This window comes from bacterium (assembly GCA_041648665.1).
Taxonomy (GTDB): Bacteria; UBA10199; UBA10199; order 2-02-FULL-44-16; family JAAZCA01; genus JAFGMW01.
In genome coordinates this window covers 1-14,215 of the sequence record JBAZOP010000072.1, presented here as the reverse complement: position 1 = coordinate 14,215, position 14,215 = coordinate 1, and the positions used below count along the sequence as shown (strand labels likewise).

27 protein-coding genes are annotated in these 14,215 nt (G+C 56.9%); all 27 read right to left on the bottom strand.

From position 1 onward, the window contains the following. Window positions 1-384 (bottom strand): hypothetical protein (locus tag WC683_15770; GenBank protein MFA4974069.1); only part of this gene is annotated, 384 nt, incomplete at its 3' end. After that, window positions 381-674, bottom strand: a complete 294-nt coding sequence (locus WC683_15765) for a hypothetical protein (GenBank protein MFA4974068.1) — start codon at window positions 672-674, stop codon at window positions 381-383. The genes WC683_15770 and WC683_15765, both read right to left, overlap by 4 nt. A 1-nt stretch (window position 675) precedes the next feature. After that, on the bottom strand, window positions 676-864 hold the full coding sequence (locus tag WC683_15760; GenBank protein ID MFA4974067.1) for a hypothetical protein: 189 nt from the start codon (window positions 862-864) through the stop codon (window positions 676-678). A gap of 136 nt (window positions 865-1,000) precedes the next feature. Then, the gene (locus WC683_15755) at window positions 1,001-1,144 is read right to left on the bottom strand and encodes a hypothetical protein (protein ID MFA4974066.1); all 144 of its coding nucleotides are present in this window, start codon (window positions 1,142-1,144) and stop codon (window positions 1,001-1,003) included. Further along, a complete protein-coding gene (locus WC683_15750) occupies window positions 1,141-1,329 on the bottom strand; it encodes a hypothetical protein (GenBank protein ID MFA4974065.1) in 189 nt (62 codons plus the stop codon). The genes WC683_15755 and WC683_15750 overlap by 4 nt, the downstream gene beginning before the upstream one ends. Next, complete coding sequence (locus WC683_15745) at window positions 1,329-1,646, bottom strand: hypothetical protein (GenBank protein ID MFA4974064.1); 318 nt, start codon at window positions 1,644-1,646, stop codon at window positions 1,329-1,331. The genes WC683_15750 and WC683_15745 overlap by 1 nt, the downstream gene beginning before the upstream one ends. A 184-nt stretch (window positions 1,647-1,830) precedes the next feature. Next, window positions 1,831-1,977 (bottom strand): hypothetical protein, encoded by a 147-nt coding sequence (locus tag WC683_15740; GenBank protein ID MFA4974063.1) that lies wholly within the window; start codon window positions 1,975-1,977, stop codon window positions 1,831-1,833. Continuing rightward, window positions 1,974-2,207 (bottom strand): hypothetical protein, encoded by a 234-nt coding sequence (locus WC683_15735; protein ID MFA4974062.1) that lies wholly within the window; start codon window positions 2,205-2,207, stop codon window positions 1,974-1,976. Before WC683_15735 ends, WC683_15740 begins: the two co-directional genes overlap by 4 nt. Window positions 2,208-2,394: 187 nt before the next feature. Next, window positions 2,395-2,700 carry a hypothetical protein gene (locus WC683_15730; GenBank protein ID MFA4974061.1) on the bottom strand — a complete coding sequence of 102 codons (306 nt, stop codon included), beginning with the start codon at window positions 2,698-2,700 and terminating at the stop codon, window positions 2,395-2,397. Between the two features lie 49 nt (window positions 2,701-2,749). Further along, on the bottom strand, window positions 2,750-3,928 hold the full coding sequence (locus WC683_15725; protein ID MFA4974060.1) for a tyrosine-type recombinase/integrase: 1,179 nt from the start codon (window positions 3,926-3,928) through the stop codon (window positions 2,750-2,752). A gap of 587 nt (window positions 3,929-4,515) precedes the next feature. Further along, a complete protein-coding gene (locus WC683_15720) occupies window positions 4,516-5,577 on the bottom strand; it encodes a hypothetical protein (protein ID MFA4974059.1) in 1,062 nt (353 codons plus the stop codon). Window positions 5,578-5,580: 3 nt separating this feature from the next. After that, the gene (locus WC683_15715) at window positions 5,581-5,736 is read right to left on the bottom strand and encodes a hypothetical protein (GenBank protein ID MFA4974058.1); all 156 of its coding nucleotides are present in this window, start codon (window positions 5,734-5,736) and stop codon (window positions 5,581-5,583) included. Window positions 5,737-5,739: 3 nt separating this feature from the next. Continuing rightward, complete coding sequence (locus tag WC683_15710; GenBank protein MFA4974057.1) at window positions 5,740-6,138, bottom strand: hypothetical protein; 399 nt, start codon at window positions 6,136-6,138, stop codon at window positions 5,740-5,742. Beyond that, entirely contained in the window at window positions 6,139-6,546 is a 408-nt protein-coding gene (locus WC683_15705; protein MFA4974056.1) for a hypothetical protein, read from the bottom strand. Beyond that, window positions 6,543-6,935 carry a hypothetical protein gene (locus WC683_15700; protein ID MFA4974055.1) on the bottom strand — a complete coding sequence of 131 codons (393 nt, stop codon included), beginning with the start codon at window positions 6,933-6,935 and terminating at the stop codon, window positions 6,543-6,545. The genes WC683_15705 and WC683_15700 overlap by 4 nt, the downstream gene beginning before the upstream one ends. A 154-nt stretch (window positions 6,936-7,089) precedes the next feature. Continuing rightward, complete coding sequence (locus WC683_15695) at window positions 7,090-8,037, bottom strand: hypothetical protein (GenBank protein MFA4974054.1); 948 nt, start codon at window positions 8,035-8,037, stop codon at window positions 7,090-7,092. Continuing rightward, window positions 8,034-9,725: a hypothetical protein gene (locus tag WC683_15690; GenBank protein ID MFA4974053.1), complete on the bottom strand. Its 1,692-nt coding sequence runs from the start codon at window positions 9,723-9,725 to the stop codon at window positions 8,034-8,036. Before WC683_15690 ends, WC683_15695 begins: the two co-directional genes overlap by 4 nt. Window positions 9,726-9,728: 3 nt before the next feature. Then, the gene (locus WC683_15685; GenBank protein ID MFA4974052.1) at window positions 9,729-10,115 is read right to left on the bottom strand and encodes a hypothetical protein; all 387 of its coding nucleotides are present in this window, start codon (window positions 10,113-10,115) and stop codon (window positions 9,729-9,731) included. A gap of 10 nt (window positions 10,116-10,125) precedes the next feature. Continuing rightward, window positions 10,126-10,473, bottom strand: coding sequence for a hypothetical protein (locus WC683_15680; protein MFA4974051.1), 348 nt, complete (start codon window positions 10,471-10,473; stop codon window positions 10,126-10,128). Between the two features lie 231 nt (window positions 10,474-10,704). Then, on the bottom strand, window positions 10,705-10,953 hold the full coding sequence (locus tag WC683_15675) for a hypothetical protein (protein MFA4974050.1): 249 nt from the start codon (window positions 10,951-10,953) through the stop codon (window positions 10,705-10,707). Continuing rightward, window positions 10,931-11,437 (bottom strand): hypothetical protein, encoded by a 507-nt coding sequence (locus WC683_15670; protein ID MFA4974049.1) that lies wholly within the window; start codon window positions 11,435-11,437, stop codon window positions 10,931-10,933. Before WC683_15670 ends, WC683_15675 begins: the two co-directional genes overlap by 23 nt. Window positions 11,438-11,859: 422 nt before the next feature. Then, complete coding sequence (locus tag WC683_15665) at window positions 11,860-12,144, bottom strand: HNH endonuclease (GenBank protein ID MFA4974048.1); 285 nt, start codon at window positions 12,142-12,144, stop codon at window positions 11,860-11,862. After that, window positions 12,141-12,407 (bottom strand): hypothetical protein, encoded by a 267-nt coding sequence (locus WC683_15660; GenBank protein MFA4974047.1) that lies wholly within the window; start codon window positions 12,405-12,407, stop codon window positions 12,141-12,143. The genes WC683_15665 and WC683_15660 overlap by 4 nt, the downstream gene beginning before the upstream one ends. After that, entirely contained in the window at window positions 12,404-12,856 is a 453-nt protein-coding gene (locus WC683_15655; GenBank protein ID MFA4974046.1) for a hypothetical protein, read from the bottom strand. The genes WC683_15660 and WC683_15655 overlap by 4 nt, the downstream gene beginning before the upstream one ends. 640 nt (window positions 12,857-13,496) lie before the next feature. Next, window positions 13,497-13,688 carry a hypothetical protein gene (locus tag WC683_15650; protein ID MFA4974045.1) on the bottom strand — a complete coding sequence of 64 codons (192 nt, stop codon included), beginning with the start codon at window positions 13,686-13,688 and terminating at the stop codon, window positions 13,497-13,499. Beyond that, on the bottom strand, window positions 13,689-13,949 hold the full coding sequence (locus WC683_15645) for a hypothetical protein (GenBank protein ID MFA4974044.1): 261 nt from the start codon (window positions 13,947-13,949) through the stop codon (window positions 13,689-13,691). It abuts the gene before it with no gap. Next, on the bottom strand, window positions 13,946-14,215 hold a 270-nt coding region (locus WC683_15640; protein MFA4974043.1), incomplete at its 5' end, for a hypothetical protein. The genes WC683_15640 and WC683_15645, both read right to left, overlap by 4 nt.

Genomic DNA, 14,215 nt, shown 5'->3' with positions numbered 1-14,215 from the left:
GTGCTCCTCTCGGTACCGTCGCTTCTTCGCGGCGATTTCCTCCTGGTGCTCCTCGTAGTACCGTCGCTGCTTCGCGGCGATTTCCTCCTGGTGCTCCTCGTAGTACCGTCGCTGCTTCGCGGCGATTTCCTCCTTGTGCTCCTCGTAGTACCGTCGCTGCTTCGCGGCGATTTCCTCCTTGTGCTCCTCTCGGTACCGTCGCTTCTTCGCGGCGATTTCCTCCTGGTGCTCCTCTCGGTACCGTCGCTTCTTCGCGGCGAGATCGTCCAGTCGCCGCGCAGCCTCGCGCTCCTCGGCGATCCGGATCGCCTCGTCGAGCGATACCACGACCCGCTCGCCCGGGACGTCGGGCGGGATCGGCGCCACGCGGATGCCGGCAATCACGCTCTCACCCCCCGTGCAGCTCGGGCCTCTTCATGGACCAGGCTCTGCAGGGTGTACTGGCTGCGCTCATCAACCGGCACCTCTCCTCGGCATCGGGGACAGAGCGGATCCGACGTCGAACGATCGAGGATCCCGATCAGGACTCCGCATCGGCCGCAGACCTCATACCGATGCGGAGGCTCGAGCTGCCGAAGTTCGTAATCGAGATAGGTCCTCGCCGTGAATGGAGGGGCATCGGGGTCCCTGCCGGCATAGAAATACATCCGGCGAAGATCTTCCTTACGACCCACTCTAGCTCACCTCCGCCGGCGTCGACCGGTCGCTGCAGATACGATGCACCGTCCTGGTCTGGCAGTCGGAGCAGGGCGCCCACATCTTCGAACCGGCCTTCAGGTCCGATCCCTGCTCGAGCGTGATACGGTGCCATACTCCACACCGATCGCAGACGAGCCTGGCGAGGATCCTCGGTACCGGCTGCATCAGGATCCTCCCGAGGGTCTACCGGCCGGCACCGTCTCGAGATCCCGGTACTGGTGGAGACCATACACTCTCCGGAGCTCGTCGAAGATGGATGCGCGGCGCTCGGGGTCGCTGTCGGGGAGAGGCTGCGACGGCATCATAACGGGCTCACCGCCACGAGGATCGCGAGCACGCTAAATGGGATTATGGTGCCGCACTCGTGGCACTCCCACTGTCCATCGCAGTCGATATCATGGGGAGACCCGATCCCCATCTCGCGGCCGCAGTCGGGGCACTTCATGAGCACAGCCCCCGCTCTTCCTGGATCACGCGAACGACGACACCCTTCTCCTCGAGGACCCATCGGAGAATGCTCGACCGTTCGTGGAGGAGCATCCCGGTCTCGGAGGTCGGCGCCACGCTCGCCTGTCGGGCGACCGTCCTCTCGAGGAGATCGCGGATCTCCGTCTCCGTCCGGATGGGCATCACGATCCCTCCTGCGGGGACACTTTCCCGTTCGCAGCAGCTGCACTCTTCTCCTCGAGGATCTTCAGCGAGTCGATGACCTGGACACAGGGGAAGACGGCCTCTTTCGGGACCTGGAGCGCGACATGGACGCTCGGCGGCTGGAAGGCCTCGTCCGGGATATCCAGATCGAGCGTCATGAAGACGGTCGGGATGAACGGTGCCCCTTTCGTTTGCGAACGGCGAAGTGGTTCGGCCGTCATCGCCTTGGACGCCTGGGAAACATACCCACCCTGAGGATCCTTCGCCACGCGAAGGTAGACACGAGCCTTACCCATCACGCGCACCTCCGGATGGACCGGGCCGGCATAGGCTTCCTGCGCGGCACCGAAATCCCCGCGCGCGCTGCAAGCGGTCCAAAAGTCGAATCGCTCTCTACAGAAGGTATTTGCCTCTGCGAGGCGCTTAGTTTGGTGGCGTTCCCCTGCTCCCTTACTTGGCGGTTTGGGCTCGGGGCGCCACTCACAAAACGCTCCTCGTCGGGCATCGAATCACGCTCCGTTCAACAATTCTTACTTTTCCCTGTGCTTTCCACTGCATGATCTTCTGATGTGCTTCAGGATCATGCTTCTCGAAGAGCTCGAGTGCTTTTTTCGAAATCTCGATCATGGTTTCACCTCACCATAAACGGGTCTCATTAATCGGCGTATTCCGATTTTACTCCATACCACGAGGACCACCCCTCCGCCGATCATCCCGGCGGTATAGCCATCGCCGAAATCATTCCAAGGAATGCCGAAGACGGCTGCAATAACGAGGCAGATTCCTGCTGCGAGGAAAACGACGCCGGCATTCAGGATGCCCTCGTATCTCGCTTTTTCAATGATGGTTATTTCCATCGTCGAAACCTCACTCTGATTTTACTTCAATGGTCGGGTCAGACGGGGCGAAAGTGTCCCCGTTCACACCGAGATTCTGATGGCGATTCAAAAGCTCGAGAGCCGAAATTAAAAACCGAAGTTTGGTCCTTAAAGAACCCGGAATCAATCGCCCTCTTAACGATCTCATCATAGCGATCTTCTAAATTCACCGTGGTCTTACGGACCATATATTCCGATGGAATACAATCGAATATAAAACTTCTGAAATGTAATCCGAAGTATTACGACGGACTATCAAATCAACTGGCAGATTTGTGGTGTAATTCTCCTTTTTAGGTACATCTCTCGATACCGCTCCTGCAAGTCCGACAAGGATGCCTGCAATAATCAAAAACATCCCTCCCGCCTGGGTCAAAGGAAAAATCGAAATAAATTGCCAATGCATCACAAAAAAGACATAACAGCCGGCACCCACCATCAGGATGCCGGTAACGAGAAGATCGCACCTCATAGCGGGGAATTAATCCTCCGATTATTGAAATCGTTTCTTATTCGTCCTTTTATTTCGCCAATCTCAACACTTTACCGATCTCGATCACCTCTTCGGCCATCGCTCGGGCCTCCGCGACCTCTGCCCTGAGCTGGTCCACCTCGCTCTGCAGTTTATAGTTCTGGTTCAGCAGCCGCTCGTTCGTCTCCCGTTGCAGGTTCATCCGGTCTTCGTAATCGGTCTGCATATCCAGGATCTCCTTAGGGACCGATATCGTGAGCATCGACTGCCCTTTCAGGTAGAACTCTGCCATCTGCCTTCGAGGGTACCGCCGATAGGCATCGTCCAGGTATCCCTCGTGACCCATCAAGGCCTCGACAATATCCCGGGGAACTTTCAGGGAGAGCTGAGATCGGAAAAACTTCCTGAGCATATGGGGATGGATCTGCTTGCGATTCGTCGCCTCGTCGATCGAGAGATGGCCGGCATCCCTGCAGGCGATCTCCCAGATCAACTCGGCCGTCTTCATCGAGAATGGGAATAATCGATCGTCGTCCGGAGCTCGGGCCCGAGCTTTCCCCCTAGCGATGACACCAGCAGACCGCCGGTCCGCGAGGGCCATGCTCTGCTCGCGGACCTTCAGCCACTCGCGGATCGCTGCAGCTGCCTCGTCGGTGATGAAGACGTACCGCGACACCCCGCCCTTCACCGTCTCCCCCCGGAGATCGATCGCCGGTGGTCGGCCGTCCAGGTCCACGTTCGGGATCCTGATCGAGAGTGTCTCCCCCATCCGCATCCCGGTCGATGCGATTGTGAGGTACAGAGCACGGCCCCGCACGTCCATGTGATCCAAGATCGCTTTGAGGACCTGGTGATCGAGGTCTTTCTCGAGGGTCCGGGATCCGCCCTTCGGCAGCTTCGCCACGACCCGTTTCAGATCAAATTTTCGGAACTCGATACCCCTGTACGCCAGGAGCTCCGTGATGCAGTTCAACCGCATCGTGGCCGTGTTCGGAGGGAGGTCTCCCATACCGGCAGCGTACCGGAGCAGGTCATCGAGGTAGTTCCGGCCATTTGACAGGTACTGCTCGAGTAGGTCTGCATAAATAAAATTCTCCTGTTCGGTAGCCCGAGGCCCGGACCGCTGCGATCCATACGTAAAATCGAGAAACGCTTTGAGCCGCCCGGCATAGGTCCGCCGGGTGCCGGGGTTCGAGTAGAGGGAGAGGAACCCAGTCATCGCATCCATACAGCGATATCGCCCGACGAGGAGATAAAAGCAATCGTAAGTAGGGAGAGAGTGAATAAGATATCTGTGTAAACCAACTGGCAGTAATTCTTATCTCGTTTTCAGAATCACTCGCGCATCACACGCTAATCCCTATATATTACTCCCTCTTAAAATAGCATTCTATGACCTCGAGGCCACACTGCAGCATCTGTTCTCGAGACGGTGGACGGGTGAAGATGGTACGAAGCTACATTCGTCCGAGATGCGATGATGGACATCAAAGGTACCTTCCGATCGGGTGGGTCTGCCCGGTCTGTATGTCGTTCATCGGTGAGACTCTCTAGGAGCATATAAACCTCTTCTATAACGCATTCTATGGCACCTAGAATCGATTCACCCCCCTCGGACGAAGGAAGTATCGACCACGCAGAAAAGAATCGACTGCAGCGCATCCTGGGAGGTCGGTCTATGGCTGTGAGGGGGTGCCGCTCACGAGAAGAGTATCAGCTCAAGGTGTCCTGCGAGGAGGAGGATGCAGGCGATCGCGAGCACCCAGAATAGCCATGGACTCTCATTATAGATCCGCCGCAGATCATAGGTGAAGCTCATTCTCCTTCTCCCCCAAGAACCACGCGCCGGGCCATGAGCAAAGAGAGGTCGCGCTGCCGGAGCGCGATCTCCTTCTCCGGTGCACCCCGCTGGCGAAGGGCCTCGATCGCCGTCCGAAGGTTGGCGATCATCTGCTCGAGGTACTGTGCTCCCGAGACTCCTGCAGCAGCCGCCGGCTCGCTCGCGGATGCAGTCGGCTTCTCAACCTCCTTTAGGATCCCATGGTACCGGACCTGGCCGAGGTTCTTCCCGTCGCCATAGAAGGGCAGGTGCAGGACGTCGGAATAGTCCTTATTCTCGAACCAGAAGACCGCTTCGTCCGTCTCCAGCTTCTCGTGCAAGAGAAGGTACCGCTTCATTTTACCATTATCGACGTCTGTCCCCCTCCGAGCCAGGAAATAGTTGAATGCCATTCGCACGCCCTTGTGGATTTTATTGTATCCCTGGGTGGAGACGGCGAACCTGATTTCGCTCGACCGCAGCCGCTCGATATTGGCGATCATGTTCTGGACGTGCTTGTCGTCGTCCTCGAAGATGCCGTATCCCTTCGACGGTGCCACCCGGTGAAACTCGTCGAAGAAGATATCCATCGGGGTCGGGAGGGCGTATCGTTGGGCCTTTTTCACGAGGTCATCGAAGAGATCACGCATCAGCCCGACGAAGACGGCCGGCGACGTGGTATAGGGCTCAAACGAAATCACGTTGATGCGGTCCCGCTCGAGAAGCGGCCAGGGATCCTTGAGGTCCTCTACCTCGGTGATCGTGATGTCCAGGTCTTTCTTCAGGTGCCGGATCTCGAGCTCCATCCCTGCTGGGATGAGGACCTGGACCGGCCCGAGCGTCGAGAGCATGAGGATCTCGGATGACTTGCAGCAGTCGAACCAGACCTGTACGCTCTTCACGTGCTCGACGAGGGCCTCCTCGAGCCAGGCAAGACCGTTCGTCTTGCCGGTCCCGGGGATGCCGATCTCCATGATGTGCTGCCCTGGTCGCATCACCCATTCACGTCGGATCCGCTCCTGCCAGTAGTCGGAGAGGGCCTCCGGATTCTTCCGCATAGCTCACGGGCCGACGGGCTGCCGTGCCTGGCGCCGGGCTCTGACCCGATCCACGGTGCGGGCGATGGCGTACCCGATGATTATTCCGCACGCGGTACTGAATGCAGCGACCTGCTGCAGGAGAGCGTTGCTCATGGTGAAGATTTCAGGTAGAGGCATGACTCACTCCTTATTCTGGTTTTTCCGCCATTGCATGTTGTACACGTCCGACAGGATCTTGGTGTCCACCAGATCGTAGTCACCGATCAGCTCGAGCAGATCGTCCTGGAACTCGTCGAGCTTCATCTCGAAGACGATGCGTTTCTCGGTCGGCATCGGCTCGATATCGAGCGAGGGCTCGTACACCTTTTTCAGGTAGGAGGAGGCTCCTTTGAGGTCTGCGAGCCGCTGTGCAATCTCTTCGCTCTTTCGACCTTTCAGCATCGCGCGGGCTATACGGTAGACGTGCCGGCTCTTCGAAAGAGTGCGGTAGATCGGTCCTCCCTGGCTGTACCCGAGATTGAATAGGGCCTCGGCGAGGTGGTACCCGAGCGAGAGCTTCGGGCGATCGGGACCAGCCATCTATCGGCCTCCCCGATTCCACCAGTTCTTAACGCGATCCACGACGCCCGTTGCCTGTCGGTCTTCCTGCTCCTGCTCCGCCCAGGGGCCCGGTACCATCGCGTAGTTCGGTCGGCGTTTCAGGACCTCGACGTATTCCTGTCGGCCGAGCCGCCTCCGCGACCGCGTGAGCGATACATACCGGTCTTTGAATTTCTTGACGGCCGGGACCGGGATGATCTCCCCGTCGAGTGCATCGATGAGCGAGCACGCGACGATCTGGATCTCCTCGAGGTCAGCCAGGGCATCGTTATTGAGCTCGACGAGGTTGTCCGTCCGTTTGAACCATTGCAGGTCCCGAGAGTACTGAGTAACGTTCCCCTCGAGGACCTTCTTCTCCTCCTCCGTCGCCTGGCTCTCTGCAGTCAAAGGATTAGCCCTCCGATGAAGCCGAGACCGACGCCGATAACGAACGCCGCGAGAACCATGCGGAGACCTGGTTTCAGCTGCCACGCCATCGCGAAGAGGTCGGAGTCCATCACGTTCGACACGAGAGTCGCGGTGGTTTTCAGGGAGAGGACTGTCGCGTCTTCGACGGCATCCATCGTACACCCTTTGCCCTCGTGACAGAGGTATCCGTACCCTGACTTACGCCCTTGCGAGATTTCGACCGGTTTCGAGGACACTGCATATTCTTTGCCTTCCATCGAATCCGATATTCGTTCGCCGTTTAGGGTGAGGTATTTGAGCTCGTAGCTTCGTCCTCCCTTCTTCACGATGAGCGTCGGGATGCTCGTCCCGCGATGTAAAAATCCCATGTTATGTCACACTCCATAGTAGCGTCGGTGGTATTTTTCGTCGATTCGTTTAATGAGACGGTATTGTGCTGCGAGGGGGTTCGGAGCCGACACCCGAAGCACGATTGCACCGTCCTGCATGAGTACGATCTCGAAGGTTTCCATAGCAGCAGCCTCAGATCAATTTAAGCGCCTTGACGACATCTGCGATGGTCCTGATGATCAGCATGACCATGCCAATCGACCATTCAGCGAGCCAGAGCAGGAATTTAAAAATCGCGACGTGATTTTCGGCCGCTCGCCGGAGCAGGGTGCCCATCGAGCCTCCGTGGATCATCGCTTCGCCGAAACAGAAGATCTCGACGAGACAGACCGTGACCTCGGGCTCCTCAATGAAGAAGAATTTCAGGTAAAAGATCAGTTCGCCAAGGATGACCACGAGGATATCGAGCGCTATCGCGAAGTAGGGGCCGACACCAGGGATCTTCTCGACGAACCAGAGGATCGAGCCCCACGCCCAGCTGAAAAAGCTCCCGGTCCATGAGGTGATCTGGTAGGTCGGATCGACGATCTTCGAGAGACCTTCCCCATCTTCAATGTAGACCTTCGCATAACTCATCTCATCGGGAGCCGTCACCGTGACCGAGTGAAAGATGAGATAGCTCCTCGAGGGGAACACCGGCCCCATGAAGCTGACTGATTTCGGGAGGATATCGATGTAAATATCAACATCCAGAAAGGTATCGATGAGGTCGGGGGTGAAATACTGCAGCCGTACTTTGTATTCCTGACCTATCGACAGCGTGCCGAGAGATTCGCTGACGACGGTACCGTTAGGATAGGTGATGCTGACGATAAAATCCCAGTGACTATTGAATAAGAACGACCGTGTGCAGTTGATTTCGACGATATAGGGCTCGCCAAATGCATCGAGGGTGATCGTCGTGACGCCGGCGTCCAGGCCGTCGAGGTTGACCTGGTAGATGGCATACCCTTCCGGTGCCGTGACGCCGAAGGTGGAGACGTCCGTCCAGTTCACCTCGAATGCAGCGGCACCCGGGACCAGGGCGACCGTCAGCAGCAGGACCGCGAGGATCCCGATCGCAGGCCGGCGCATCGTCACTTCATCCCCTTTCGCCAGGCTGCAAGGCAGAAGAGGATCAGGGTTATCAGGAAAAGCGGCCCGGCCACGGTCGCAGCCTGCGCGAAGGATGCCCTGATGCTTTTCCGTGACGAGTCCGAGACGGAGGTCTCATCGGCGGGTGTCGTTGCTACGGGAGGCGTCGGGAGCGTGGTTACGGTCGGCGTGCCCTGCGGTGCGAGATACATCCGCACGAGGATCGGCGTCGGATCGGTGATATTGAACGTGCCAGACGCGGCATAGTATCCAGTTTTAGTTATTGTATAGGAATATTCGACCGATTTATTTATGGTGAAATCGCGAAATCCGAGGCTATTCGTCTGGCCGAGCAGGTCTGTATAGCCCGGACTCGATAGGGTAATGGTCGCGCCGGATACCGGCTGATCACCTTGATACGCCGTATCTTGGAAATAGACTTTAAACGCTGCCGTCGTTTTCGTTGTGTCGGCGGGCGTGGATATTTTGACGAGCCGCAATTCTACGTTGTTTCCATAACAGACCGGATATATACACCCGGAAACCAGATTGAAATTCTGCCAGTCTCCGAAATACCCGGTTTTCGTAGCGGAAATGTTGTATAGGAGGCCGGCCATCAGTGAGTCGGATGTCTGAACGCCATCGGCGGGAACGTATCCCCACGTCGCCCCGGTCGATAGTTCGGTGATATTGACGGTTGGGGAGGAGATGAGCGCCCCGGTTGAAGCGTCGCGGATCGCAATGTGAAAGGTATCCCCTATATCCCCGCCAATGTCATCCCAGATCACGACGGATGTAATACCGTTGTCGAGGACGATCCGGCATTGTGTGGCTGCATAAATCGCCCCGGACGTGTCGGTCGATTGGTATTCATCTTCGGAGTAGATGATCGTTCCAAGTGCATTATACGCTATCAATTTTGACTGTGTGGCCGGATTGGTTATCCCCACGCGTGTAATTTCATAGGATTTTATCGCGCCGCCATCCGATTCTACTATATGATATTCGTTGGCAAGGTTCGCGCTTCCATAGGCATAATGATATGACGAGTTCAATTCCCCGCCCCATAGCCCTAATCTTTGTCCAATCTGGTAGGGAGTACCGGCATTTTGACCACCGAGGTAAAACGCTGCCAGGGTGTCCCCGGCGGTGGAGTTCACCGTCCAGCCCCCGGTATTTACTGTCGAAAGATTCGATTCGATTATTATGGTTTTTAAACCGTTTGACATTGACGATGTGTTTGGGTATGCCACGAAATTGTTATAATCCACTGAAAAAACCATGTGGTAAAAGTGAGTCCCAGAGAAATAATCCCCGGTATAGAGTTTTGTGATGTGTTCATCCGCTGTAAAAATCAAATTCGTTCCGTCCATAAATCTGACGTTTTTCATCGATGTTTTAGGAAATGCCGCGAATATTGTGGGATTATCGTTCCTGTAAGTGATAGCGTAATGGGCTCCGAGAGTGACCGGGGTATATCTCATACGCGTTGCGTTATAGATGAGGTAATATCCTTTGTTTGATGTTCCGGTCAATAGTGGCGGGCCAACCGGGGTCGATATTGTTCCGCTGCCGAACGACGCCGTTCCCGTTTTTTCTGATAATCCGCTATCCTCGCCGGACGCTGCCGCCGGGCCTGCCAGAGCGAGCAGCACGAGGGCCGCGAGGATGGAGAGCGCGAGGTATCGGCGCATGGATCACCGCCTCCGCCAGACGAAGACGATCACCGCGACGCTTCCCAAGAGGCAGAATGCGAAGAAGACCAGGAGGAGCATCCGGGGAATCGTCTGCAGCATCATTTTCAAGCTGTCGATAGGGTTCTCGAACCATGAGAGCTCGGTCGGCCGCAGCACCATCACGTAGGCCGTGCTGGTGTTCGTGTCGAGCGTGATCGTCGATGACAGGTTCACCTGCTGGACGAGGTACATGGACGTGCCGTTCCAGGAGTAGAGCCAGAACTCCTGGTTGGTCATCAGGTCCATGTCGGAGAAGGATATGGAGACGGTCTCCGCAGAGACCGGCATGGCAGTGAAGAGCGTGGATGCTATGAGGACAGAGATCAGAAAAAGAGAGGTGGTTTTCATCGGGCAGCACCTATTTGCCCATTTTCATGAAGCTCATGTTCTTGAACGCACCGGTGAGCCCCATCAGGATCGCAGCGAGGATCCCGAAGATGAACCCGCACACCGCGATCAGGAAGATCGTCGGCACGATCGCTACGATGAGTTCGTTGATCGACGGCATCAGGCTCGCGATACCGGTGATCAGGGTCCCGAGGTCCGTGAAGTTGATCGCGATCTCGGCCGAGACGGACTGAACGACCATCAGGAAGAGTGCGATCAGGAAGACGAGGTACTTCAGGAGTTTGTTCTTCTTCTGTCCCTGGATGCGCGCTGCATAGAGCGCGGAGGTTTTGTCAGTGATGCTCTTCAGAAACGCCATGTACACCACTAACCTTTTAATAACCGTCGTTTCTATTTTAAGGCTCATAAAAAGCAGATATTACCATCAAGAGATGGCATTGATGGTATATGCCGCGCCATTCCTCCTTTCTATTTCGCCCTGATGTACGTACGTACCTCTGAAGGCGCGACGTCGCGCCGCGACGCTGCTGCAGGTGGATATCACTATGCGCGGGCAGTGCGGAGAGAGACGAGAATCGAAAATAGAGAATTAAATTAGGAGTTTATCGCGGAGATACATCTCGAGCCCGAGATTGAGTACATCGGAGAGCTTGAGTCGTTCTTTCGTGACGACCTCTAGGAAACTCTTCTCGATATAGACGGTCGTTTTTGCCCGGTCCGATTCGAGGACACCCATCATCTGCATGAGCGCGATCGAAGGAGGTCGCTCGGCACCGGGCGGCTGTTGTCGAGAGGGGGTCAGGACCTGGACCGGTTCACTTGTGGAATCGGACGGCACTGCCCTTAACCTCCTGGAGCGCGAGGATGGCGGCTGCTGCATCGGGGTCCACCATGCCCTGATACGGGATCGTGATCGTGACAGCCATTCCCGCGACCGGTTCGACCTTGACGAGGCCCGAGGGGATGACAGTCTTCCGGTCCCGGCGGAGCCGGACCTGCTCCTCGAGCAGCTGACGGACACCAGGCGATTCTTCGATATCGCGGGAGTCCCTCGGTTTCACGACTGCAGGAGGGATCGTACCGGTCGCTTCCTGGATCCTGATCATATCCTCGGCTGCCTCCTGAGCTGTTCTCGGAGGCTGCTCGACCTCTGACTTTTTGAGGATCCTCCCGCGCCGCCAGTCGTGCCAGCGGTCGATGATGGCTGCATTCCGGAGTGGGCCGATGATATGCTTCACGACTATGAGCGCCGCGACACAGGCGACTATCAGCAGGATCTGTACGATCGTGGTGAAATCCCAGGTTACTTCGATGAATGCCATGCTAGACACCTTTGGTTGTCGATGCGGACTGACCCGGCGCATCCAGGGTTTTCGAGATATTCCGAAGCGGTAGCGGGCACCAGGTCGGTGTCGGCTGTCGTGTCATTCGTTTGAGAGGGCGGGGACCCGGTTGACTTAGGTTCCGCATGAGCTCGCAGCACGATTGACGATACATCCAGACCCGGTACTGGATCCGATGTCTGCATTGCCGGCAGGTCATGATTCTTCCTCCAGTGGCACTCGTCGAGGACCGCGTTCGGCTTCGCGTGGAGATGCATCCTCCCAGGTCTCGAGAACCTCGTCGGGCACGCCGCACTTTTCGCAGATGTCGCCCGGTCGATGAGGGATGGCATACTGACACCGGAACCCCGCAGGAGCGATGCAATAGTCCAGGAGTTCGAACTCGCACCTATCGCCCGAGCTCATACATCCTCCAGTGGATGTGATGCCTCTAGGCCCCTGTGTTTCGAGTGGAGACTGGCGACCAGGACCCCCTTCGGTTTGTGGATGACGACGTGGCACGACCTGCAGACGGTGATGAGGTTGCCTGCATCGTCTGATCCGCCCTCTTCCCGAGTCTTCAGGTGGTGGAGGGTGAGGTCCTCGCCGGACCCGCAGACCTGGCAGGTATAGCGATCGCGGAGGAGGGCGTACTCGCGGACAGCCTGCCAGAGGATCCGCCCGGCTCGGGTGCGGTACTGGGTCATGCTCGAGCACGCTCCTTCCGACCGATCAGCCAGACCTGACGGGTACCGCTCCGGCTCCAGATCGAGATATCGAGTTCTGCAGATGTCTTTCGCAGTTCGCGGAGATATTGACCGATAGAGCCGGAACTGATACCGGTTGCATCTGCGAGGTCCGTCGATCGGTAATAGCGTCGGCTCGAAGAGGTCTGCTCGAGAAGGTACCCGAGGAGCGTCTGCCGGTCCTGCTCGTGTGAACAGCGTTCCTGCTTTGTTGTCGCGGTCATAACCGACCCTCCGCTTCAGTCCGTCCCTCGTGCGGTCTGCCGAGGAAGGTGATCGCAGCCGAGACGATCCGGGCACTCTCGTTTTGTCCGATACGGTCCAGGTCCTCGAGCAGGGAGGCATGGCCGTTCGGTCCTTTCGCGAGGAGTCGAGACTGTACGAGGGTGAGGGCCTGGTCCGCGATGAGGTCTGCAACGTGGTCGTTCGCATCGGGATCGTTGATCGCTCCGTAGAACTGCTGGATCTCGATCTTCGTGAGGACCTCGGGGACAGCGGTCCTGGTCGCGAGGAGGATCCGCTTCAGGTCCGCGAGCTCGCGGTCTCTCCGGAGAGACTGCTCGAGTGCGGCTGTCGAGGCCTCGGCGTCCTGGACGATGCGACGGCGCCGGGCCTGGTAGGAGTGGATCGCTTCGTCGATCTGGATGTAGTACTCCGACTCGGCAGCAGCCATCTGTTTAATTCTATCGAGCAGCTCAGGACGGATTTCTCCTTCGAATTGTTTGATTTCACGAATAAATATAGCGGCTAAATGAGTCCTAATCTCATTTGCGAGATTAATTCGAAGGGCGCGAGCGAGAAGGATATGGATCATCGGGACACGGATCACGAGCCGGCCATCGTTGATCATATCAGCATCCCCCCGGTGTTGTACAGCTTTTTTGTACAGCTTTTCTGTACAACATCACCAGACTCTAGAGAGAGAGAGAAAGCTGTACATGTACAGCTTTTATTATTATTATACGCTCGCGGCAAGCTGTACGGAAAAGCTGTACAGAAAAGCTGTACATTTTTGACAAAAGTATCAAAAAATGGCCGCTGCACTCTCCTCATGTCCTCACCCCGTACGATCCTAGTGCCATCTGCATCGGACGGTTCATATAGAACCGACACATCGCCAGCCCTTTCGAGACCATCCGAACGCGTCGTATCGTTAGATCGGGATCACTAGGACAAATGAACCGAAAACCGATCCAATTGTGGATTTTTTTATGGCTGCAGAACATCGCCGGTCTCGGGTCCACCACCTTCCCCCGGTGGTCCCGGACCGGTTCGAGGCTCTGATGGATGCAGCTCGGGCAGCAGGGCGGCAATCAGCACCCCTCCCGCTGCCGTCGAATCTCGAGCGCGCTCAAAAATGCAGCCTGCTGGATAGTCTCGATCTCGTACAGGTACTCCCAGCAGACCCGAGTCTGCCGGTCCTCGCGGTCCTTCTCCTCGCGGCTCATTTTCATGCAGGTATCGACGTACCGGCGTGTTCTCGGTATGAGTTCATCGAGCTTCACTCAGGTCGCCCCCTGCGAATAGAAGTCGAGTGAATGAGATTTCTCGCTCGAATCGAACCGTTTTTTTTTCATGACAGAGGACACCGGTTTAATCTCCGGTCGGTGGATCACCGCTTCGACCCGGCGGCCCTGCGATCGCAGCGCGTCGAGCTTCTCGGAGATCTCAGCTTCCGAGACCCAGGACTCGATCACCATATACCGCAGGACACTTCCAGAACCCCCTCCTTTCAGCTGGTCCAGGTCCACGATATCGTACATCACGCTCTCGCCCCTACGAGCACGCCGTTCCGCACGACGCGATATTTCAGGTCGAAATTCATTTTGTGCTCCTCGTAGTACCGTCGCTTCTTCGCGGCGATTTCCTCCTGGTGCTCCTCTCGGTACCGTCGCTGCTTCGCGGCGATTTCCTCCTTGTGCTCCTCTCGGTACCGTCGCTTCTTCGCGGCGATTTCCTCCTGGTGCTCCTCGTAGTACCGTCGCTGCTTCGCGGCGATTTCCTCCTGGTGCTCCTCTCGGTACCGTCGCTT

Coding starts and splice junctions, on each gene's coding strand:
- WC683_15670 (MFA4974049.1), bottom strand. CDS start 11,437: ATGGCATTCATCGAAGTAACCTGGGATTTCACCACGATCGTACAGATC.
- WC683_15690 (MFA4974053.1), bottom strand. CDS start 9,725: ATGCGCCGATACCTCGCGCTCTCCATCCTCGCGGCCCTCGTGCTGCTC.
- WC683_15660 (MFA4974047.1), bottom strand. CDS start 12,407: ATGACCGCGACAACAAAGCAGGAACGCTGTTCACACGAGCAGGACCGG.
- WC683_15735 (MFA4974062.1), bottom strand. CDS start 2,207: ATGGAAATAACCATCATTGAAAAAGCGAGATACGAGGGCATCCTGAAT.
- WC683_15745 (MFA4974064.1), bottom strand. CDS start 1,646: ATGGGTAAGGCTCGTGTCTACCTTCGCGTGGCGAAGGATCCTCAGGGT.
- WC683_15715 (MFA4974058.1), bottom strand. CDS start 5,736: ATGCCTCTACCTGAAATCTTCACCATGAGCAACGCTCTCCTGCAGCAG.
- WC683_15655 (MFA4974046.1), bottom strand. CDS start 12,856: ATGGCTGCTGCCGAGTCGGAGTACTACATCCAGATCGACGAAGCGATC.
- WC683_15755 (MFA4974066.1), bottom strand. CDS start 1,144: ATGAAGTGCCCCGACTGCGGCCGCGAGATGGGGATCGGGTCTCCCCAT.
- WC683_15700 (MFA4974055.1), bottom strand. CDS start 6,935: ATGGGATTTTTACATCGCGGGACGAGCATCCCGACGCTCATCGTGAAG.
- WC683_15685 (MFA4974052.1), bottom strand. CDS start 10,115: ATGAAAACCACCTCTCTTTTTCTGATCTCTGTCCTCATAGCATCCACG.
- WC683_15740 (MFA4974063.1), bottom strand. CDS start 1,977: ATGATCGAGATTTCGAAAAAAGCACTCGAGCTCTTCGAGAAGCATGAT.
- WC683_15750 (MFA4974065.1), bottom strand. CDS start 1,329: ATGCCCATCCGGACGGAGACGGAGATCCGCGATCTCCTCGAGAGGACG.
- WC683_15680 (MFA4974051.1), bottom strand. CDS start 10,473: ATGGCGTTTCTGAAGAGCATCACTGACAAAACCTCCGCGCTCTATGCA.
- WC683_15720 (MFA4974059.1), bottom strand. CDS start 5,577: ATGCGGAAGAATCCGGAGGCCCTCTCCGACTACTGGCAGGAGCGGATC.
- WC683_15725 (MFA4974060.1), bottom strand. CDS start 3,928: ATGGATGCGATGACTGGGTTCCTCTCCCTCTACTCGAACCCCGGCACC.
- WC683_15730 (MFA4974061.1), bottom strand. CDS start 2,700: ATGAGGTGCGATCTTCTCGTTACCGGCATCCTGATGGTGGGTGCCGGC.
- WC683_15760 (MFA4974067.1), bottom strand. CDS start 864: ATGCAGCCGGTACCGAGGATCCTCGCCAGGCTCGTCTGCGATCGGTGT.
- WC683_15665 (MFA4974048.1), bottom strand. CDS start 12,144: ATGACCCAGTACCGCACCCGAGCCGGGCGGATCCTCTGGCAGGCTGTC.
- WC683_15710 (MFA4974057.1), bottom strand. CDS start 6,138: ATGGCTGGTCCCGATCGCCCGAAGCTCTCGCTCGGGTACCACCTCGCC.